This is a genomic window from Pseudomonas sp. GP01-A4, from assembly GCF_058780865.1.
In genome coordinates this window covers 1-19,652 of the sequence record NZ_JBYSWF010000094.1, presented here as the reverse complement: position 1 = coordinate 19,652, position 19,652 = coordinate 1, and the positions used below count along the sequence as shown (strand labels likewise).

Below are 19,652 nucleotides of genomic sequence, written 5' to 3'. Positions count from 1 at the left end.
TCGCGGCGGCCCGCGGAGCAATGCCGGAGTGAGGGAACGCCGAGCCTAGGCGAGGCGCCGACAGGCGGGGCAGAGCGTTTTGGTTACTTTTGCGCTTTTCAAAAGTGACCCGCTGTAAGAGCGGAACCAATAGCAGCCGTTACCGCAGGAATGGATATGTACACGGTAAACGCCAACCCAAGGGGTCACTCATGTTCAACAAAATCCTCATAGCCAACCGTGGCGAAATCGCCTGCCGCATCCAGCGCACCGCCCAATCCCTGGGCTACCGCACCGTAGCAATCTACAGCGAAGCCGACACCGACGCCCTGCACGTCCAGATGGCCGACGAAGCCATCAACATCGGCCCCGCCCCGGTCACCCAGTCCTACCTGAACATCGAAGCCATCCTCAACGCAGCCCACCGCACCGGCGCCGACGCCATCCACCCCGGCTACGGCTTCCTCTCCGAAAACCCCGACTTCGCCCGAGCCTGCGCAAACGCCGGCCTCACCTTCATCGGCCCCAGCCCCGAAGCCATCGACCTGATGGGCAGCAAACGCCTCTCAAAAATCGCCATGCTCAACGCCGGCGTCCCCTGCATCAAGGGCTACCAAGGCCCCGACCAGGACGACCCAACCCTGCAACAACAAGCCACCCACATCGGCTACCCACTGATGATCAAGGCCAGCGCCGGCGGCGGCGGCCGCGGCATGCGCCTGGTACACAACCCCGACACCCTGCTGGAACACCTGCGCACCGCCCGCTCCGAAGCACAAAACGCCTTCAGCAGCGCCGAACTCATCCTCGAACAAGCCCTGATCGCCCCCCGCCACGTCGAAATCCAACTGTTCGGCGACACCCACGGCAACCTGATCTACCTCGGCGAACGCGACTGCTCGGTCCAGCGCCGCCATCAAAAAGTCATCGAAGAAGCCCCCTGCCCCGTCATGACCCCCGAGCTGCGCCAAGCCATGGGCGAAGCCGCCCTCAAGGCCGCGCGCGCCGTCAATTACGTCGGCGCCGGCACGGTGGAGTTCCTGCTCGACCGCGACGGCAATTTCTACTTCCTGGAAATGAACACCCGCCTGCAGGTCGAACACCCGGTCACCGAACTGATCACCGGCCTCGACCTCGTCGCCTGGCAACTGCACATCGCCGCCGGCCAACCTTTGCCCCTGAGTCAGGAACAAGTGACCCTCACCGGCCACGCCATGGAAGTGCGCCTGTACGCCGAAGACCCGGCCCAGGGCTTCCTCCCGCAAACCGGCGACGTACTGCGCTGGGACCCGGCGCCAGGTGTGCGCATCGATCATGGCGTGCTGGAAGGCCAGCGCATCACCCCGTTCTACGACTCGATGCTGGGCAAGATCATCGCCCACGGCGCCACCCGCGAAGAGGCCCGGCGCAAGCTGGTCAGGGCCGTGGAAGACTGCGTGCTGCTCGGCGTGCCCACCAACCAGCGCCTGCTGGCCAGCCTGCTCAAGCATCCACACTTCATCGCCGGCGATTTCAGCACCGGCTTTATTGCCGAACACTTCAGCGACATCCCGCGTACCCACGCGACCAACGAAGAGCTGGCCCTGGCCGCCGCGCTGTTTTACCAACACAGCGCCAGCGCTCACACCCAGCCATTATCCGGCTGGCGCAACAACGCCAGCGTACCCTGGACCTGGCAATTGGCCGAACACGACGAGCCCCGGACCATCAGCCTCAGTGTGCTGGCGGACAATTGCCTGCACGTCGAGATTGATCAGCACGCCATCGAAATAAGCGACCTCTCCACCGACGGACGCTGGGCCACCGCCGTTCTCAACGGCATTCGCCGTCGCATTGCCTACCACCTGCAAGGCACCCGGCTCTGGTTGCCCGGCGTGTGCATCAATGATCGAACCCAAACCGTCGCCACCCGCCAGGCCGAGGCCGGCAACGGCACGGTCAAGGCGCCGATGGATGGGGCAATTGTCGAAGTACGGGTCAGCGAAGGCGATTCGGTCAGCAAGGGCCAGCTGTTGCTGGTGCTGGAAGCGATGAAAATGGAGCACCCACTCAAGGCCGGCATGAGTGGCGTGGTCAAGCGAATCCAGGCGGTTGCAGGCGATCAGGTCAGGAACCGTCAGATTTTGCTGGAGATCGAGTAAGCCCTGGGCGGAACTAGCAGGCTTGGCTACGCTCTATCCCCATCAGGACGGGAAGAGTACGGGAACCTGCGATGCCTCATTGGCTGATTATTGATCTTGAAGCCACAACGGATGAAGGCGGCTGGCCCGTGACCGAGATGGAAATCATCGAAATCGGTGTGAGCCTGGTCAACCGCCAGGGCCGTGAACTGGACCATTTCCAGCGTTTCGTGCGGCCATTGCGCAGGCCGCTGCTGACGCCGTTCTGCCGCCAGTTGACCCACATCACCCAGGCGAATATCGACGCTGCCGCGCCGTTGATCGAGGTGTGGCCGCTGTTCGAACGCTGGCTTGGCCAGCACCAGGCACGCCTGGAAGGCTGGGCGAGCTGGGGTGACTACGACCGCCAGCAACTGGAACTGGAGTGGCAGCGCCATGGCTTGAGCAGCGTGCTGGGCCAGACGCCCCACGTGAACCTCAAGCAACGCTTCGCCAAGGCCCGGCGCCTGGACAAGCCGCTGGGGCTCAACGGCGCGCTGCAACTGGCCGGCATGCAGTTCCACGGCCAACAGCATCGGGCGCTGGAAGATGCACGCAATACCGCACGGCTGCTGCCGTTGATTTTGCCCGTGTAGAAGGCATACTGGCCGACCTTTCTTGACCCTTTTCCGAGGATTCGCCCATGTTTAAAGTCAACGAGTACTTCGACGGCACCGTCAAGTCGATCGCTTTCGGCACTGCAGAAGGTCCGGCGACCATCGGCGTCATGGCCCCGGGTGAATACGAGTTCGGCACTGCCCAGCGTGAAATCATGCACGTGGTATCGGGCGCACTGACCGTCAAGCTGCCAGACAGCACCGACTGGGAAACCTTCGCCGCCGGCAGCCAGTTCAACGTGCCAGCCAACAGCAAGTTCCAGCTGAAGGTGGCGGTCGACACCGCCTACCTGTGCGAATACCGCGGCTAAACGTTCGATAGCCCAAAAAAATGCCCGTCTCGCGAGAGACGGGCATTTTTCATTTCAGGGCTGCTTACTCCAGGATCGTCACCGGCATGCCGACTTCCAGGCGGCCCACCCCATCGTTGACCAGGTTCTGCCCGAACATCACATCGCCCTCTTGCTCGCGGTAGGTCTTGAGCGTGGCCAGCGGTTCGCGGTCGGCACTGCGCTCGCCACTCGCCGGGTCGATGGTGGTGAGGATGCAGCGTGAGCAGGACTTGACCACGCGAAACTCCACATCACCGATCCGTATCCGCTTCCAGCCGTCTTCGGCAAAGGCTTCGCTGCCCTCGATCACCAGGTTGGGGCGAAAACGCAGCATCTCCATGGGCCGACCGATACGCTGGGACAGGTCATCCAGGGACGCCTGGCCGATCAGCAGCAACGGAAAGCCATCGGCAAACGCGACCTTGTCATCATCCTTGCCGTAGCCGGCCTCGGTCGTGCGTGCACGGGACAGCGGCACTTGCACCAGCCGCGTGGGTTTGCCGATGAATTCGCTGAGCCAGGCGCCTGCCTCGTCACCGGCATCCGGCACGCGCAAGGTGTCACGCCAGATGGTCACGCCGCGCAACTCGGCATCGCTGCCGGGTAGTGGCACGTCAAGCGCAGGTTGGCCCTCGGCGCTCAAGGTCAGGCCACCGGCGCTGTTCCACAGCGCCGAGAGCTGGCTCATCCTGGCCACGGCGCGCTGGGTCAGGAAACGCCCGCTGGCCTCGTCCACCAACATCCAGCGTCGATCCCCGTCGAGCCCGAGTGTGTCCAGGCCGATCTGCTGCAAGGATTCACCCTTGCCGGACTTCAAGGGGTATCGGTACAACGCGCTGAGACGAAGCATGGGCCTGCATTCCTGAGGGACAAAGCCGTCACCCTAAGCTCAAGCCGGGACTTCGTCCAGCATCAGGCGCTGACGTACCACGTCCACCAACTTGTCGGGCTGAAACTTGGAGAGGAAGTTGTCGCAACCGACCTTCTTCACCATCGAGTCGTTGAAGCTGCCGGACAACGACGTATGCAGCACCACGTACAGGCTGCGCAGGCGCGGGTCGTTGCGAATCTCGGTGGTCAGGCGGTAGCCGTCCATCTCGGGCATTTCGGCGTCGGTGAAGATCATCAACAGCTTGTCGGTCATCACCTGGCCACTGTCGGCCCAGGCCTTGAGCATATTCAGTGCCTTGAGGCCGTCGCTGGCAATGTGCATCTTCACCCCCAACTGTCCGAGGGTGTCACGCAGTTGCGAGAGGGCGACGTTGGAGTCATCCACCAGCAGCACTTCGCGGCCGCGGGCGCGTTCCAGCACCGGGTCTTCAAGTTTCTCGCGGGAAACCTTGGCGTTGTAGGGCACGATTTCGGCGAGGACTTTTTCCACGTCGATGATTTCCACCAACTGGTCATCGACCTTGCTGATGGCCGTCAGGTAATGCTGGCGCCCGGCACTTGCCGGCGGCGGCAGGATCGCCTCCCAGTTCATGTTGACGATGCGGTCGACGCCGCCCACCAGGAACGCCTGCACCGAGCGGTTGTACTCGGTGACGATAATGGTGCTGTTGGGGCCCGGAATCAGCGGACGCATGCCAATCGCCTGGGACAGGTCGATCACCGGCAACGTCTGCCCACGCAGGTTGACCACGCCGCAGACAAACGGGTGGCGCTGGGGCATCAGGGTCAACTTGGGCAGTTGCAGCACTTCCTGCACCTTGAACACGTTGATCGCGAACAGCTGCCGCCCGGCCAGGCGAAACATGAGGATCTCCAGGCGATTCTCACCCACCAATTGTGTGCGTTGATCTACCGTGTCGAGAATGCCGGCCATTAAAGACTCCTGGGGTTTAGCGGATGGATAGTGCTGGTCACTGAAGCAGGTTATCGGCGGCAAACGCCGGACCTTGACCCCCACTAAAATGCCATGCAAATCCATTGATGTCACACTGACATCATGCTTTACTGAACCCGCTTCAACGCAAGGCCCATCACCACCGCCGCGTGACCGCAAAGTCTGCGCGAGGTTCCGCTATGTAAGGGATTCCCCTATCCACAATCAGGACCAACCTGATATTCGCGATATCTAATAGCCATTAATGTGACGCCATTCTCATTGCATGAATGGAGTCAGGCTTTTGTTTGCTATCGCAAGCCCACGGCCAACGGATCATCCAGTGACTTATGTACTGGCACCCAAAGAAGTTGTGCGAATGCCCCTGGAAATTGTGGGGTACTCGGACGACGGCCGTCATTCAAATAAATTTCCTACTGAAAAGTCGGAACGGGCCTACAGATATTCGTCATATTTCAGCGGTAGTTTTACGCCATTCAACCGGTGCAACATCTCATCATCCGATCGTATGTTCTGGAGACTTGTGTGATGAACGACGGCAAAGAGTGGCAACTTGCACTTCCCGAGTTCCTCCTCGAAGCGGAAATGTTGCTGGCCAAGTCTGAAGAATGCTTGAGCCACCTGCATTTGATCCGCAACGACAGTGACGCGATCGACTGCATGAAAACCAACCTGATCAAGCTCGCGGAAAAATCCGAAGCCCTGGCCCTGAGGGCGATCAGCGAGTTCTCACGGCATATCCAGTACCTGATCAGCAACGCCGCCAGCCCCCTGCAACTGCATGACGAAGCACTTGATGCACTGCACAACTGCCTCACCCTGCTGGCCTGGCAACTGGAGTTGATCGATACAAAAACCGGCAAGCTCGGCCTGGATGAAACGGAACAAACCGTGTTGATCGCCACCGTTGTCCAACACATCCCCCAAAGCGATTTCGGCTATAAGCAACAACACAGGCCTTACGCTATTTGAGGCTTCTTCGCATTTAAGCGACAAAAATGTCGCATTCAATTGCCTGATTATCTAAAAACGACACCACAACTATTTATGCATCACGACGTCGTTAGCAGAAAAATATCAATAAGCCACTAACGACAATACTGATACAAAACAACTTCAATGATACAACTTCCCCACTCGTTGAACTCCGGGACTACCTTCCGGGACGCTGCCGTGATTAATACGCCTCATCCCGCTCGGCGCCAGGCGACCAACGGTAATAGTGGTGGTACCATGCCCCGCTCGAAGTGACTCAACTTCATGATGCATATAAACGTGAAATGCGCCTCCTATGTACGCCAGCCTGAAGTCACTCATCGCAAGGTCCGTGTCCCGAAGCAATGCACGCTGGATAACCCTCGCGCTATGCCTGTGCGCGTGCCTGCTCAGCCTGTGGGCTTATGCACACTCGGCCGATCTTCCCCTGGCGCTGTTGTCAGTGAACCTGGCCACCCTGCTGGTGGTGGGCTTGCAACAGTGGCGCTCACGCAAGTCCATCAAGTTCCAGCCCCAGGAGTTGGCCGACCGCCTGTTGCAGGTCCAGGAAAACGAACGTCATCGCCTCAGCCGCGAACTGCACGACGATATCGGCCAACTGTTGACCGCCGCCAAGCTGCAAAGTGAATGGCTCAAGCGCCGTCTTCCGGAAAACCTGCAGGGCCACTGTGCGGTGCTGTGCAACACCCTCAACGAAACCCTGGCCAAGGTGCAGGACGTGTCGGCCATCCTCAACCCCCGGCAACTGGCGAGCCTGGGCCTTGAGGCGAGCCTGCGGGCGCATCTGCTCAAGACCCTGGAAAACACCCGGGTAAGCTGGAGCCTGGAATGCCATCAACGGCTGACCGGCATCCCGGAAGAGATGGCTGTTGCCGCCTTTCGCATTACCCAGGAAGCCGTCACCAACATGCTGCGCCATGCCCAGGCACGTAACCTGCTGGTACGCCTGCAACGCCTGCCCGAAGGCCTGTCACTGTTTATCAGCGATGACGGCCAGGGCTTTTCGCCCGCCATCAACCCCGCCCAGGAAGGCCAGCGGGGCATGGCCGGGATGTCCGAGCGGATTGATCAACTGGGAGGCACATTGTCGGTCAATAGCCAGCCAGGCTCCGGGACGAGGATCGAAGCGCTTTTCCCCTGGGCGCCCCGCGCCCTCGAACGGGCCAACCCCCATAAGGTTCTAGAGTGACGTGCAACTTACTCCTGGTGGATGACCACTCCCTGATCAGGGCCGGCGTGCGTGCGCTGGTCATGGATATTCCCGGCTACGCGGTGATCGGTGAAGCGAGCGACGGCGCGCAGTTGCTGGAGCGGTTTGACGCGCTGCAACCCGACATCGTGCTGCTTGACCTGTCGATGAAGCACACCGGCGGGCTCGATGCATTGAAAGACCTCAAGCGCGCCTATCCGAAGAGCAAGGTGCTGATCCTGTCGATGCACACCGACCCGGAGCTGATCATGTGCGCGCTGGAGTCCGGCGCCCATGGCTACCTGCTCAAGGACACCACGGCCAATGAGCTGGAGCACGCGCTGCTGGCGTTGCGCAACAACGAACGCTACCTCAGCCCGGCGATCGCCCATACGGTGATCAACCAGGCGCTGATCCGCAATCAGGCCCAGGTCAACCCGCCGCCCCACAGCCACAACCTGACGGCACGCCAGTTGGAAATCCTGCGCTTGATCGTGCGCGGCAAGTCCACCCGTGAAATCGCCAATGGCCTGGGTCTGAGCATCAAGACCGTGGAAGCCCACCGCTCGCAGATCATGAAGCGCCTGCAGATTTTCGACGTGGCGGGCCTGGTGCTGTTCGCAGTGCGCGAACAGATCATCAGCCTTGACGATTAGTCAGCAACGGTGAGTCCTCCGGCAGATGCACCCGCAGTGCCTGGGGCAAGGCCGAGAAGTGCAAGTCGTCACCCTGGAGTGGTTCGCCGTCGAGGTTGATCGCCAGCCCTTCGGCGACCTTGATTTCGACCCACGGCAAGCGCGCCCGCACAAACATATTGTCCAGGCCCCAGCCGTCCGTCATCAGGTTGCGCAGGGTGCCGACCACTTCCTGCGGCGCCGGCAAGATGCTGATATCCAACAAACCATCATCGGCCAGGGCGCCGGGGCACAGCACGTGGCCACCACCGGCCTGGCGCCCGTTGCCGATGCCCAGGGCCAGCAGCTCGCCGCGCCAGTGAAAGTCAGGGCCCTGCAATTCACCGTAGGCCGCGCGCAACTCGCTGAAGCGTGACAGGCCGGTGAACAGATAGGCCGCGCCACCGAGGACTTTCTTCAAGTCTTCGGAGGTGTTGGCGGTGACCTGGCTGCCAAAACCACCAGTGGCCATATTCAGGAAGATCTGCCCGCCTACTTCGCCCAGGTCGATGGCACGGGCCGGTACATCCAGCAGGTCCAGGGCCTGCTCGGGCTCCAGCGGCACACCGGCGGCGCGGGCAAAATCGTTGGCGGTACCGAGGGGCATCAGCACCAGGCTGGCCTCGGTCTTGGCCCGGGCCATGGCCTCGGCCACATCCCGCAGGGTGCCGTCACCGCCGCCGGCGATCAGCCGCGTGTAGCCATCGGCAAGGGCCTGATCGACAAACCGCTGGGCATCGCCACCCTCCCACGTCACCCGTACCGCCAGCTCCCAGCCCTGCTCGCGCTTGCCCTGCACCGCCGCCCGCACCTGCTCGTTGAGGGCTTGCTTGCCGTGCAGAATCAACAGTGCCTTGGGTGTGCTCATGGATGAATGCTCCTGGGTTTAAGGTTCCTGAGGGATGTTGACCGTGGCCAATCGAAAAAAAGCCATCGGATGTAGAAATTAACCGGGTTTTGTAGCGTTTCTGACACGGATCAACTCGCACTTGGCGAAATCGACCTAGACTTATACCTATTCCCACCCGACAAGGCCGTCGCACCATGATCACCATGTCCGCCTTCCACTCCATGCTTATCCCCATCCTGACCGGCATGATCCTCCTGGCCATCGGCTTCAACTTCCGCGACAAACCCATCGGTGTGTTCGGCATGTGGATCGGCATGCTGCTGATCCTCGGCACCGTGGTTTACAAGATCCTCGCCAAACTCGCCGAATGACAATCTCACTCGCATTGCACATGACGGCCTCGTACACTCGGTCAATTCGTCGTTTTTAAGGTTGACCGCCTCGTGCTTGCCCGTCTGTTTGCCCTGCCCTGTTGCCTGCTTTTCTGCCTGCTGACCCTGCTGCCCATGGCGCCTGCCCACGCCGTGAGCCTGCCAGGGCTGCTGGGCAGCAACACCAAAACCCAGCCGCAAGCCGACGTCCCGTTGGGCCAGTCCCTGGACGAGGTGATCAAGACCCTGGAAAACGACCAGCAGCGCACCAAGCTGCTGAGCGACCTGAAAAAGCTTCGTGAGACCACGCAAAAGGCCCAGCCCGCCGCCGAACTGGGTGTACTCGGTCTTATCGGCGGTACGCTGTCGAGCCTGGAGCAACAATTCTCCGGTGCCGACAGCCCGCTCAATCGCTGGTCCAACGAGTTTGACCAGGCCAAGGATGAACTCACCGCACTGATGCTGCCGGCCAGCGAATGGCTGCCGATCATCTTTGCCTTTGCCATGATCCTGATGCTCTGGAGCCTGCTGGCCGCGATCCTGATCTGGCTCAGCCACCGGGTGCGCGAGCGCTTCGGCCTGACCGAAGAACTGCCGCAACACCCCAAGACCTGGGACCTGCTGCGCTTTGCCCTGCGCAAGCTCGGCCCGTGGCTGATCGCGTTGGTGATCACCGTCTACATGAGTTACGCACTGCCCTCGTCCCTCGGCAAATCCCTGGCAATGGTGCTGGCCTACGCGCTGGTGGTGGGCACCTGCTTCTCGGCGATCTGCGTGGTCGCCTTTTCCGTACTCGACGGCCCGCACCGTCACCGCGCGTTGTACATCCTGCGCCACCAGGCCTTCCGGCCGTTGTGGCTGATCGGCAGCTTTGCCGCCTTTGGCGAAGCCGTCAGCGACCCGCGCCTGGCCGAGAGCCTGGGCCAGCACCTGTCCCATGTCGCCGCGACCATCGCCAATGTCATGGCCGCGCTGTCCACCGGTGTGTTCATCCTGCGATTCCGCCGGCCGATTGCGCACCTGATCCGCAACCAGCCGCTGTCCCGCCGCCTGACCCGCCGCGCCCTGAGTGACACCATCGAAATCGTCGGCACCTTCTGGTACCTGCCGGCGTTGCTGCTGGTGGGCATCTCGCTGTTCGCCACCTTCGTCTCCGCCGGCGACACCAGCACCGCCCTGCGCCAGTCGTTGTTGTGCACGGTGTTGCTGGTGCTGTGCATGGTGATCAACGGCCTGGTGCGCCGCCATTCCCTCAAGCCGCAGCGTGGGCACAAGCGCCATGCGCTGTACTCCGATCGCCTGAAAAGCTTCGTCTACACCCTCGCCCACCTGGTGGTGTGGCTGGTGTTTATCGAACTCGGCCTGCGGGTCTGGGGCCTGTCGCTGATCCGCTTTACCGAAGGCGACGGGCATGAAATCAGCGTCAAGCTGTTCGGCCTTGCCGGCACATTGCTGTTTGCCTGGCTGATCTGGATCCTCAGCGACACCGCGATCCACCACGCCCTCACCCGCTCGCGCAAAGGCCTGGCCAACGCGCGTGCGCAAACGATGATGCCGTTGATTCGCAACGTGCTGTTCGTGACCATCTTCATCATTGCCGCCATCGTCGCCCTGGCGAACATGGGCATGAACGTCACGCCGCTGCTGGCGGGTGCCGGTGTGATCGGCCTGGCCATCGGTTTTGGTGCACAGTCGCTGGTGGCGGATTTGATCACCGGCCTGTTCATCATTATCGAAGACTCCCTGGCAATTGATGACTACGTGGATGTCGGCGGCCACCTGGGGACGGTCGAAGGGTTGACCATCCGTACCGTGCGCCTGCGGGACATCGACGGCATCGTGCATACGATCCCGTTCAGTGAAATCAAAAGCATCAAGAACTACTCCCGGGAGTTCGGCTACGCGATCTTCCGGGTGGCGATTCCCTACAACATGGAAATCGACGACGCCATCAAGCTGATGCGCGACGTCGGGCAGAAGATGCGCAACGACCCGTTGCAGCGGCGCAATATCTGGTCGCCGCTGGAGATTCAGGGTGTAGAAAGTTTCGAGTCCGGCAGTGCGATTCTTCGCGCCCGCTTCAAGACCGCGCCGATCAAGCAGTGGGAGGTTTCGCGGGCGTTCAACCTGTCGCTCAAGCGTCACCTCGACGAAGCCGGGCTGGACCTGGCCACCCCACGCTTGAGCGTGCAAGTGGTGACAGCGGCGGGAGGCGTGCAAGAGAAAGAATAAGCGCTGCCCGGACGACGTCAGGATCAACAACAATAATCATGGAGAGTCCTTATGCGTTTGACCGGTCTTACACACCAATGGGTATTCGGCCTGCTGTGCGGTGTCGCCAGCAGCGCGGTCATCGCCGCCAACAGCGGCCAGGACAGTGCCCGTGAAACCATCGCCGCCCAGGCCAAAGTACTGGAACCGGCCTTGCTGGAAACCCGGCGCGACATCCACGCCCATCCTGAACTGGGCAACACCGAACATCGCACCGCGGAGCTGGTGGCCAAGCAGCTGCGGGAGATGGGGCTGGAGGTCAAGACTGGCGTGGCGCGCACGGGCGTTGTCGCCATCCTCAAGGGCGCCCTGCCCGGCCCGACCGTGGCCTTGCGCGCCGACATGGATGCGCTGCCGGTCAAGGAAGTCTCCGGCCTGCCCTTCGCCTCGAAGGCCAAGGGGGTGTACCTCGATAAAGAAGTCGACGTGATGCACGCCTGCGGCCACGACGCCCACACCGCCATCCTGCTGAGCACGGCGAAAATCCTTACAGGTATGCGCGATCGTCTGCCTGGGACCGTGGTGTTTTATTTCCAGCCGGCTGAAGAAGGCCCGAGCGACTTTATCCCCGACGGTAAAAACACTTGGGGCGCGAAGATGATGGTGCAGGAAGGGCTGATGAAATCGCCCAAGCCGGATGCCGTTTTTGGGCTGCATGTGTGGGCCGGGGTGCCTGCGGGGCAGATTGCGTATCGGCCGGGGCCGACGCTGGCGAGCTCGGATGACCTGCGGATCAAGATCCTGGGCAAGCAGACCCATGCGGGGCGGCCGTGGGATGGGATCGATCCGATTACCGTGGGGGCGCAGGCCATTGTGGGGCTGCAGACGGTGGTCAGTCGGCGTACCGACATTTCTTCGTTTCCGGCGGTGGTGAGTATTGGCACCATCAACGGAGGGACGCGGTACAACATCATTCCCGAGTCGGTGGACATGAGTGGGACCATTCGCTCCTACGACTATGGCATTCGCCAGAAGCTGCATGCGGATGTGCGGCAGACCGTCGAGAAAATCGCCGAGAGTGGTGGGGCGAAGGCTGAGGTGACGATCATTGAGAAGTACGACCCGACCATCAACAACCCGGCGCTGACCGAAAAGATGCTGCCGAGCTTGCGTTGGGCGGCGAAGGGGGATGTGGTCAACGCCCCGTTGGTGGGTGGGGCTGAAGACTTCTCGTTTTATGCCAAGGAAGCGCCGGGGTTGTTTGTGTTTCTGGGGGTGACGCCTAGGGATCAGGACATGAGCAAGGCGGCGCCGAATCATAATCCGGGGTTCTTTGTGGATGAGTCGGCGTTGGTGGTTGGGGTTCGGACGCTGGCTTCGTTGGCGACGGATTATTTGTATGCCAATGCGGGGGATTGAGGGTATATCCGTTATTCAGGTAACGGCCGCCTAGGGTTCCGCTCTTGCCCCACCACTCTGCACCTCGCTCGGGCTTAAGTGTGGTGAAGCAACAGCAAACCCAAAGGCGGACACGATCCAAATGTGGGAGCGGGCTTGCTCGCGAAGGTCGTTAACGATGACGTGGGTATCCTGACTCAACGCGGCGCCCTCAGGTTTTTCGCGAGCAAGCCCGCTCCCACATACAGCGGCTCTGCTTTTGCTCTAACACCCAGGTCATCGGGGTAAAGCCCTGTGCTTACTTGGGGCTGGGCCGGCATTCCAGCTGTTCAAAAGTGAGCCGCTGTGAGAGCGGAACCAAAAGCCGCCGTGACCTAAATAACGGATACACACAGGCAAAACGTCAAACCACATCCACCCCCACATGAATCGCATCATGCCGCCAAAACTCCAGATCACAATCAATCAACCGCTCATGCTGATCATAATTAACCCGAGCAATCCGCAACCCCGGGCTCCCCACCGACACCCTCAACGCCGCCGCAGCCTCAACCTGCAATGACGTCGGCACAATCTCAAACCGCACCCGCCCGTAGTGCAAGTCATACACCCGCGCATACAACTCCGTAATCGACTGATTCAAATCACACTCCAGAATCCCCGGAAAATACTGCGGGTTCAGATAGTGCTCCACATACAACACCAACCGCCCATCAATCCTGCGCCCCCGGCAAATCTGAATCACGCTGGACAACGCCGGCAACTGCAACCACGCACACACCGCCGCCGAAGCCGGCTGCAACCGCGCCGAAATCACCTCGGTCGACGGCACCCGACCCTGGGCACTCACCATCGCGTGAAAATGACTGCGCTGCATCAGGTTATAGGCAAGCCTGGGCGGCGACACAAACCACCCCCGCCGCTCCTCGCGATAAATCTGCCCTTGTGCCTCAAGTTGTAACAAGGCTTCCCGCACCGTAATCCGGGTGGTACCAAACAACTCGCTGAGCTTGCGCTCGGCCGGCAGCTTACTGGCAGGCGCCAACAAGCCATGGTCGATCTGCTCTTGCAGCGCCAGGCCAATGGTTGTCACCGCCTTGGTTGCCTCATCACGCATCAACGTTACCTATCTGGACTAGACCAGCACTATTCAGGTGCACAAAACGCCCTCTAAACGCGCCTCTGCTGTTGCGTGCAAGCCTAGGCATTGCACATGACCGACAGATGACAGCGCCTCGCGACGTCCTGCCACAAGACCTGCAATACATCGGCCAAGTCCAAGGCTTCCGGGCGGTTGGGCATGGTCTACGCTTACCCGGTGATCCCCCGTCCAGGCCAACAAAAAACGACATCGACATGAAACTGTCATCCGCCACGCCTAAATTGGCTCGTGTATTGCTGACCTAGACCAACACCACCGCAAACGTCGATAAAAACGCAGCGTTGAAAACGCCCAAAGGAGCTTCGGATGAAACAGCTTTTCCTGGCATCACTGTTAGGCTCGACCATTGCCATGTGCACCGCCGCCATGGCCGCTGATACCGATCTAAAAACCCTGGAAGCCGCCGCGAAAGCGGAAGGCGCCGTCAACAGCGTCGGCATGCCCGATGACTGGGCCAACTGGAAAGGCACCTGGGACGACCTGGCCAAGACCTACGGCCTCAAGCACATCGACACCGACATGAGCTCCGCCCAGGAAGTCGCCAAGTTTGCGGCAGAGAAAGACAACGCCAGCGCCGACATCGGCGACGTGGGTGCAGCCTTCGGCCCGATCGCGGTGAAACAGGGCGTTACCCAACCGTACAAACCGACCACCTGGGCACAAGTCCCGGATTGGGCGAAAGACAAGGACGGTAACTGGGCCCTGGCCTACACCGGCACCATCGCCTTTATCGTCAACAAAAAGCTGTTGCACGGCTCCGAAGCTCCGAAAAGCTGGGCTGACCTGAAGACCGGCAAATACAAGGTTTCCATCGGTGACGTGAGCACCGCCGCCCAGGCTGCCAACGGCGTACTCGCCGCCGCACTGGCCAACGGTGGCGACGAGAAGAACATTCAGCCGGCGCTGCTGATGTTCGCCGACATCGCCAAGCAAGGCCGCCTGTCGCTGGCCAACCCAACCATCGCCACCATGGAAAAAGGCGAAGTGGAAGTGGGCGTGGTCTGGGACTTCAACGGCCTGAGCTACAAGGCCAAGATGGCCAACCCGGATGACTACGTGGTGCTGATCCCATCGGACGGCTCGGTGATTTCCGGCTACACCACCATCATCAACAAATACGCCAAGCACCCGAACGCCGCCAAGCTGACCCGCGAATACATCTTCAGCGACGCCGGCCAGACCAACCTGGCGCGTGGCAATGCGCGGCCGATCCGTGCCGAGCACCTGACCTTGCCAGCCGACGTACAGGCCAAGCTGCTGCCTAACGAGCAGTACAAGAAAGTCACGCCGATCAAGGACGCCGACGCTTGGGAGAAGACCTCCAAGGCACTGCCGCAGAAGTGGCAGGAAGAAGTCATCATCAATATGCAATAAGGCTTAACACGCCTGTTCAAGTGGAACGCGGTCAGTGTGGGACCTGGCTTGCCTGCGACAGCGGTATGACATTCAGCAGCATTGTCGACTGACACACCGCTATCGCAGGCAAGCCAGCTCCCCCATTTGATCGGTGTTCCAACCGAAAAACCGAGTCAAGCCTATTTGTTGCGGAGCCCCAGCCCCTATGAAGCACAACGTCATCCTTGTCGTGCTCGACGGCCTGAATTACGAGGTTGCCCGACACGCCATGGGACACTTGCAGGCCTATGTCGGCGCAGGACGCGCAGCATTGTACAAACTGGAATGTGAACTGCCGGCCCTGTCCCGGCCACTGTACGAATGCATCCTCACCGGCGTCCCGCCGATCGAGAGCGGCATCGTCCACAACAACGTCTCGCGCCTGTCCAACCAGCGCAGCATTTTCCATTACGCCACCGACGCCGGTTTATCCACGGCGGCGGCGGCGTATCACTGGGTCAGCGAGTTGTATAACCGCTCGCCCTTTATCGCCGCCCGGGATCGGCATACCAGCGACCCGGCCCTGGCGATCCAGCACGGGCATTTCTACTGGAATGACCATTACCCGGACTCGCACCTGTTTGCCGACGCCGAAAGCCTGCGCCTCAAACACGCGCCGAATTTCCTGGTGGTGCACCCGATGAACATCGACGATGCCGGCCACAAGCACGGCCTCGACACCCCGCAATACCGCAACAGCGCGCGCTCGGCCGACATCATCCTCGCCGACTACCTGCAAGGCTGGCTCGACGCCGGTTACCAGGTGCTGGTGACGGCCGACCACGGCATGAACAACGACCGCTCCCACAACGGCCTGCTGCCGGAAGAACGGGAAGTGCCGCTGTTTGTGCTGGGTGATGCCTTCAGCCTCGACACCCACGCCACGCCCAAACAAACCGAGCTGTGCGGCACCGTCTGCGAGCTGTTGGGTGTACCCCACGACAAACCTGTATGCCGGGAGCTGTTGAAGTGAATTCAGTGATCCGCGGCAAATGGCTGGCCGCCTTGTGCCTGGTGCCCTTCGCCATCTTCTTTATCGTGTTCGAAATCGCCCCGCTGGTGTGGGTGATGATCAGCAGCGTCCAGTCCGAAGAGTTCGGCTGGGGCCTGGCCAACTTCAGCAAGATCTTCAGCTCGAAGTTCTATATGCAGGCGATCCAGTACAGCCTGGAAATCAGTTTCTACTCCAGCGTGTTCGGGATCATCATCGCCGTACTCGGCAGCTACTCGCTGCGCCGGGTCGACGGGCCGCTGCGCAATTTCGTGACCGCGTTCGCCAACATGACCAGCAATTTTGCCGGCGTACCCCTGGCCTTCGCCTTCATCATCCTGCTGGGGTTCAACGGCAGCATCACCATCATGCTCAAGCAGGCGGGGATCATTCAGGACTTCAACCTGTACTCCAAGACCGGCCTGATCATCCTTTATACCTACTTCCAGATTCCCCTCGGCGTGTTGCTGCTCTACCCGGCCTTTGATGCACTGCGTGAAGACTGGCGCGAGTCTGCTTCATTGCTCGGCGCGGACGGCTGGCAGTACTGGCGGCACATCGGTCTGCCGGTGCTGACCCCGGCGCTGCTGGGCACCTTCGTGATCCTGCTGGCCAACGCTCTCGGCGCCTACGCCACGGTGTACGCGCTGACCACCGGCAACTTCAACGTGCTGCCGATCCGCATCGCGGCGATGGTCTCCGGCGATATTTCCCTGGACCCGAACATGGCCAGTGCCCTGGCCGTGGTGCTGGTGGCGCTGATGACCGTGGTGACCGTGGTCCATCAACTGCTGCTCAAGAGGAGCTACCATGTCTCGCGCTGAACCTGGCTCGGCCGCCCTCTACCACCGCGTAGTGGTGTATCTGTTGTTTGCAATCCTGGTGCTGCCGTTGCTCGGCACCCTGGTCTACTCCATCGCCAGCAGTTGGTCGGCGACCATCCTGCCATCCGGCTTTACCTTCAAATGGTATATCCAGCTGTGGAGTGACCCGCGCTTCCTGAATGCCTTCGGCCAGTCGCTGCTGGTGTGCGTTGGCGCGCTGATCTTGTCGGTGGTGCTGATCCTGCCGCTGCTGTTTGTGGTGCATTACCACTTTCCAAAACTCGATGCGCTGATGAACATTTTGATCCTGCTGCCCTTCGCGGTGCCGCCGGTGGTGTCGTCGGTGGGGCTGTTGCAGCTCTATGGCTCGGGTCCATTTGCGATGGTGGGTACGCCGTGGATCCTGATCGGTTGCTACTTCACCGTGGCGCTGCCGTTCATGTATCGGGCGATCACCAACAACCTGCAAGCGATCAACCTGCGGGACCTGATGGACGCCGCCCAACTGCTCGGTGCCAGCACCTTCCAGGCGGCGTTCCTGGTGGTGTTGCCGAACCTGCGCAAGGGCTTGATGGTGGCATTGCTGCTGTCGTTCTCGTTCCTGTTCGGCGAGTTCGTGTTCGCCAACATCCTGGTGGGCACCCGCTACGAAACCCTGCAGGTGTACCTCAACAATATGCGTAACAGCAGCGGCCACTTCACCAGTGCCCTGGTGATCTCCTATTTCTTCTTCGTGCTGGTGCTGACCTGGGCCGCCAACATCTTGAACAAGGACAAAAGCCAATGAGCTTCGTCAGCGTCCAACACCTGCAGAAAGGCTACGCCGGTACGCCGGTATTCAGTGACATCAACTGCGAAATCGCCAAGGGCGAATTCGTCACCCTGCTTGGCCCGTCGGGCTGCGGCAAGTCGACCCTGCTGCGCTGCATCGCCGGCCTGACCTCGGTGGACAGCGGGAAAATCCTGCTGGATGGCCAGGACATCGTCCCGCTGAGCCCACAGAAACGGCATATCGGCATGGTGTTCCAGAGCTACGCGCTGTTCCCCAACATGACCGTGGAACAGAACGTCGCCTTCGGCCTGCGCATGCAGAAGGTCAATGCCGACGACAGCCACAAACGCGTGCAGGAAGTGTTGCAACTGGTGGAGCTGAAAGAACTCGCCGGCCGCTACCCGCACCAGATGTCCGGCGGCCAGTGCCAGCGCGTGGCCCTCGCCCGCTCGCTGGTGACGCGCCCGCGCCTGCTGTTGCTCGACGAGCCGTTGTCGGCCCTCGATGCACGGATTCGCAAGCACCTGCGTGAACAGATTCGCCAGATCCAGCGTGAGCTGGGCCTGACCACCATCTTCGTGACCCATGACCAGGAAGAAGCCCTGACCATGTCCGACCGGATCTTCCTGATGAACCAGGGCAAGATCGTACAGAGCGGCGATGCCGAGACCCTCTACACCGCGCCGGTGGATGTGTTCGCCGCGGGCTTTATCGGCAACTACAACCTGCTGGACGCCGACAAGGCCAGCAAACTGTTGCAGCGTCCGATCACCGGGCGCATCGCCATTCGCCCGGAGGCCATCGAGCTCAGCCGCAGCGGTGAGCTGGATGCGTTGGTGCGCAGCCACAGCCTGCTGGGCAACGTGATTCGCTACCGCATCGAAGCCCGGGGCGTGGAATTGGTGGTGGATGTGCTTAACCGATCGGCTGACGATCTGCACCCGGATGGTCAGAGATTGGCACTTTCCATCGACCCAAGTGCGTTGTGTGAAGTAGCCTGACGCACGATTTATTTGAGAGAGCGTGACAGATGGCATTGGTAATTTTTGATCTGGACGACACCCTGATCCACGGCGACTGCGCCACCCTGTGGAGCGAGCAGATGGGCCGCCTGGGCTGGGTGGATGGCGAGTCGTTCATGCGCAAGAACGACGAACTGATGGCGGCCTACAGCCGCGGTGAGCTGGCCATGGAGGATTTCATGGACTTCAGCCTGGAGCCGATGATTGGCCGCACGCCGGAAGAGATCGAGCACCTTGTAGAGCCGTGGGTGGAAGACGTTATCGAGCCGCTGATCTACAGCGAAGCCACCCGTACCATTGCACAGCACCGCAAGAATGGTGACCGGATTTTGGTGATCTCGGCGTCGGGGACGCACCTGGTCAAGCCGATTGCGGCGCGTATCGGCATTGATGAAGTGCTGGGGATTGAGCTGGACGTCGCCCATGGGGTGTACAGCGGCAAGACCACAGGTGTACTGACGTACCGCGAAGGCAAGATCACTCGCCTGATGGAATGGCTGGCGCAGGAAGGTGAGCACCTTGATGGGGCGTACTTCTACTCGGATTCGCGCAATGATTTGCCGCTGTTGCTGAAGGTGGAGAACCCGCAGGTGGTGAATCCGGACCCGGTGCTGCGGGCGCATGCTGAGAAGGCTGGGTGGCCGATTCATCATTGGGTCTGACGTTTTGTGCTGGTTTGAGGTGGGTACATATCCGTTATTCAGGTAACGGCCACCTATGGTTTCGCTCTTACAGCGACTCACTTTGGAAAAGCCCCAAAGTAAGCAAAGGGCTCTGCCCCGCCTGTCGGCGCCTCGCTAGGGCTCGGCGTTCCCTCACTCCGGCATTGCTCCGCGGGCCGCCGCGACGGGCCATCCATGGCCC

The 19,652-nt window shown here is 60.8% G+C and carries 18 protein-coding genes and 1 pseudogene; 15 read left to right on the top strand and 4 right to left on the bottom strand.

Annotation, left to right across the window (positions count from 1 at the left end):
- The first annotated feature begins 191 nt into the window (after positions 1–191).
- The 3 genes from AC3WKX_RS31585 (at position 192) to ppnP (ending at position 3,066) form a co-directional block, all read left to right on the top strand.
- A complete protein-coding gene (locus AC3WKX_RS31585) occupies positions 192–2,120 on the top strand; it encodes an acetyl/propionyl/methylcrotonyl-CoA carboxylase subunit alpha (RefSeq protein WP_102606231.1) in 1,929 nt (642 codons plus the stop codon).
- Between the two features lie 71 nt (positions 2,121–2,191).
- Positions 2,192–2,734, top strand: coding sequence for a 3'-5' exonuclease (locus AC3WKX_RS31580; protein ID WP_003219774.1), 543 nt, complete (start codon positions 2,192–2,194; stop codon positions 2,732–2,734).
- A gap of 47 nt (positions 2,735–2,781) precedes the next feature.
- Entirely contained in the window at positions 2,782–3,066 is a 285-nt protein-coding gene (ppnP, locus tag AC3WKX_RS31575; protein WP_003183665.1) for a pyrimidine/purine nucleoside phosphorylase, read from the top strand.
- A 64-nt stretch (positions 3,067–3,130) separates the two neighbouring features.
- On the opposite strand, the gene AC3WKX_RS31570 is transcribed toward ppnP, so the two are convergent.
- Both AC3WKX_RS31570 and AC3WKX_RS31565 read right to left on the bottom strand, forming a co-directional pair.
- Positions 3,131–3,937, bottom strand: a complete 807-nt coding sequence (locus AC3WKX_RS31570) for an MOSC domain-containing protein (protein ID WP_003219772.1) — start codon at positions 3,935–3,937, stop codon at positions 3,131–3,133.
- A gap of 39 nt (positions 3,938–3,976) precedes the next feature.
- The gene (locus AC3WKX_RS31565) at positions 3,977–4,912 is read right to left on the bottom strand and encodes a chemotaxis protein CheV (RefSeq protein ID WP_008430676.1); all 936 of its coding nucleotides are present in this window, start codon (positions 4,910–4,912) and stop codon (positions 3,977–3,979) included.
- Between the two features lie 549 nt (positions 4,913–5,461).
- On the opposite strand from AC3WKX_RS31565, the gene AC3WKX_RS31560 reads away from it, so the two are divergent.
- From AC3WKX_RS31560 to AC3WKX_RS31550, 3 genes are all read left to right on the top strand, one after another.
- The gene (locus AC3WKX_RS31560) at positions 5,462–5,905 is read left to right on the top strand and encodes a hypothetical protein (RefSeq protein WP_003219767.1); all 444 of its coding nucleotides are present in this window, start codon (positions 5,462–5,464) and stop codon (positions 5,903–5,905) included.
- A 319-nt stretch (positions 5,906–6,224) separates the two neighbouring features.
- On the top strand, positions 6,225–7,118 hold the full coding sequence (locus AC3WKX_RS31555) for a sensor histidine kinase (protein ID WP_003219766.1): 894 nt from the start codon (positions 6,225–6,227) through the stop codon (positions 7,116–7,118).
- On the top strand, positions 7,115–7,774 hold the full coding sequence (locus AC3WKX_RS31550; protein WP_003219763.1) for a response regulator transcription factor: 660 nt from the start codon (positions 7,115–7,117) through the stop codon (positions 7,772–7,774). Before AC3WKX_RS31555 ends, AC3WKX_RS31550 begins: the two co-directional genes overlap by 4 nt.
- Here the strand turns inward: AC3WKX_RS31550 and yegS are convergent.
- Positions 7,736–8,660, bottom strand: a pseudogene (gene yegS / locus AC3WKX_RS31545) (lipid kinase YegS); the annotation flags it as partial. The gene AC3WKX_RS31550 and the pseudogene yegS sit on opposite strands and share 39 nt — an antisense overlap.
- Positions 8,661–8,836: 176 nt before the next feature.
- Here yegS and AC3WKX_RS31540 point away from each other — a divergent pair.
- The 3 genes from AC3WKX_RS31540 to AC3WKX_RS31530 all read left to right on the top strand — a co-directional run bounded on the left by AC3WKX_RS31540 (position 8,837) and on the right by AC3WKX_RS31530 (position 12,643).
- On the top strand, positions 8,837–9,013 hold the full coding sequence (locus AC3WKX_RS31540) for a hypothetical protein (protein WP_003219760.1): 177 nt from the start codon (positions 8,837–8,839) through the stop codon (positions 9,011–9,013).
- 72 nt (positions 9,014–9,085) lie between these two features.
- Positions 9,086–11,245 (top strand): mechanosensitive ion channel family protein, encoded by a 2,160-nt coding sequence (locus tag AC3WKX_RS31535; protein WP_102606232.1) that lies wholly within the window; start codon positions 9,086–9,088, stop codon positions 11,243–11,245.
- Between the two features lie 51 nt (positions 11,246–11,296).
- Complete coding sequence (locus AC3WKX_RS31530) at positions 11,297–12,643, top strand: amidohydrolase (RefSeq protein ID WP_102606233.1); 1,347 nt, start codon at positions 11,297–11,299, stop codon at positions 12,641–12,643.
- Positions 12,644–13,025: 382 nt separating this feature from the next.
- On the opposite strand, the gene AC3WKX_RS31525 is transcribed toward AC3WKX_RS31530, so the two are convergent.
- Entirely contained in the window at positions 13,026–13,739 is a 714-nt protein-coding gene (locus tag AC3WKX_RS31525) for a UTRA domain-containing protein (RefSeq protein ID WP_010166446.1), read from the bottom strand.
- A 351-nt stretch (positions 13,740–14,090) separates the two neighbouring features.
- On the opposite strand from AC3WKX_RS31525, the gene AC3WKX_RS31520 reads away from it, so the two are divergent.
- The 6 genes from AC3WKX_RS31520 (at position 14,091) to AC3WKX_RS31495 (ending at position 19,450) form a co-directional block, all read left to right on the top strand.
- Entirely contained in the window at positions 14,091–15,158 is a 1,068-nt protein-coding gene (locus tag AC3WKX_RS31520) for an ABC transporter substrate-binding protein (protein ID WP_003219752.1), read from the top strand.
- A gap of 187 nt (positions 15,159–15,345) precedes the next feature.
- Positions 15,346–16,152 carry an alkaline phosphatase family protein gene (locus AC3WKX_RS31515; protein WP_102606234.1) on the top strand — a complete coding sequence of 269 codons (807 nt, stop codon included), beginning with the start codon at positions 15,346–15,348 and terminating at the stop codon, positions 16,150–16,152.
- Positions 16,149–16,994: an ABC transporter permease gene (locus AC3WKX_RS31510; protein ID WP_003219748.1), complete on the top strand. Its 846-nt coding sequence runs from the start codon at positions 16,149–16,151 to the stop codon at positions 16,992–16,994. Before AC3WKX_RS31515 ends, AC3WKX_RS31510 begins: the two co-directional genes overlap by 4 nt.
- Entirely contained in the window at positions 16,981–17,781 is an 801-nt protein-coding gene (locus AC3WKX_RS31505) for an ABC transporter permease (protein WP_003219747.1), read from the top strand. The genes AC3WKX_RS31510 and AC3WKX_RS31505 overlap by 14 nt, the downstream gene beginning before the upstream one ends.
- Positions 17,778–18,767 carry an ABC transporter ATP-binding protein gene (locus AC3WKX_RS31500; protein ID WP_003219745.1) on the top strand — a complete coding sequence of 330 codons (990 nt, stop codon included), beginning with the start codon at positions 17,778–17,780 and terminating at the stop codon, positions 18,765–18,767. The genes AC3WKX_RS31505 and AC3WKX_RS31500 overlap by 4 nt, the downstream gene beginning before the upstream one ends.
- A 29-nt stretch (positions 18,768–18,796) precedes the next feature.
- Positions 18,797–19,450, top strand: coding sequence for an HAD family hydrolase (locus AC3WKX_RS31495; protein ID WP_102606235.1), 654 nt, complete (start codon positions 18,797–18,799; stop codon positions 19,448–19,450).
- The last annotated feature ends 202 nt before the right edge of the window (positions 19,451–19,652 follow it).

Excerpts from the sequence above, each read along its gene's own strand:
- AC3WKX_RS31585 (WP_102606231.1), top strand. The coding sequence starts at position 192 with ATGTTCAACAAAATCCTCATAGCCAACCGTGGCGAAATCGCCTGCCGC.
- AC3WKX_RS31580 (WP_003219774.1), top strand. The coding sequence starts at position 2,192 with ATGCCTCATTGGCTGATTATTGATCTTGAAGCCACAACGGATGAAGGC.
- ppnP (WP_003183665.1), top strand. The coding sequence starts at position 2,782 with ATGTTTAAAGTCAACGAGTACTTCGACGGCACCGTCAAGTCGATCGCT.
- AC3WKX_RS31570 (WP_003219772.1), bottom strand. The coding sequence starts at position 3,937 with ATGCTTCGTCTCAGCGCGTTGTACCGATACCCCTTGAAGTCCGGCAAG.
- AC3WKX_RS31565 (WP_008430676.1), bottom strand. The coding sequence starts at position 4,912 with ATGGCCGGCATTCTCGACACGGTAGATCAACGCACACAATTGGTGGGT.
- AC3WKX_RS31560 (WP_003219767.1), top strand. The coding sequence starts at position 5,462 with ATGAACGACGGCAAAGAGTGGCAACTTGCACTTCCCGAGTTCCTCCTC.
- AC3WKX_RS31555 (WP_003219766.1), top strand. The coding sequence starts at position 6,225 with ATGTACGCCAGCCTGAAGTCACTCATCGCAAGGTCCGTGTCCCGAAGC.
- AC3WKX_RS31540 (WP_003219760.1), top strand. The coding sequence starts at position 8,837 with ATGATCACCATGTCCGCCTTCCACTCCATGCTTATCCCCATCCTGACC.
- AC3WKX_RS31530 (WP_102606233.1), top strand. The coding sequence starts at position 11,297 with ATGCGTTTGACCGGTCTTACACACCAATGGGTATTCGGCCTGCTGTGC.
- AC3WKX_RS31525 (WP_010166446.1), bottom strand. The coding sequence starts at position 13,739 with ATGCGTGATGAGGCAACCAAGGCGGTGACAACCATTGGCCTGGCGCTG.
- AC3WKX_RS31520 (WP_003219752.1), top strand. The coding sequence starts at position 14,091 with ATGAAACAGCTTTTCCTGGCATCACTGTTAGGCTCGACCATTGCCATG.
- AC3WKX_RS31515 (WP_102606234.1), top strand. The coding sequence starts at position 15,346 with ATGAAGCACAACGTCATCCTTGTCGTGCTCGACGGCCTGAATTACGAG.
- AC3WKX_RS31505 (WP_003219747.1), top strand. The coding sequence starts at position 16,981 with ATGTCTCGCGCTGAACCTGGCTCGGCCGCCCTCTACCACCGCGTAGTG.
- AC3WKX_RS31500 (WP_003219745.1), top strand. The coding sequence starts at position 17,778 with ATGAGCTTCGTCAGCGTCCAACACCTGCAGAAAGGCTACGCCGGTACG.
- AC3WKX_RS31495 (WP_102606235.1), top strand. The coding sequence starts at position 18,797 with ATGGCATTGGTAATTTTTGATCTGGACGACACCCTGATCCACGGCGAC.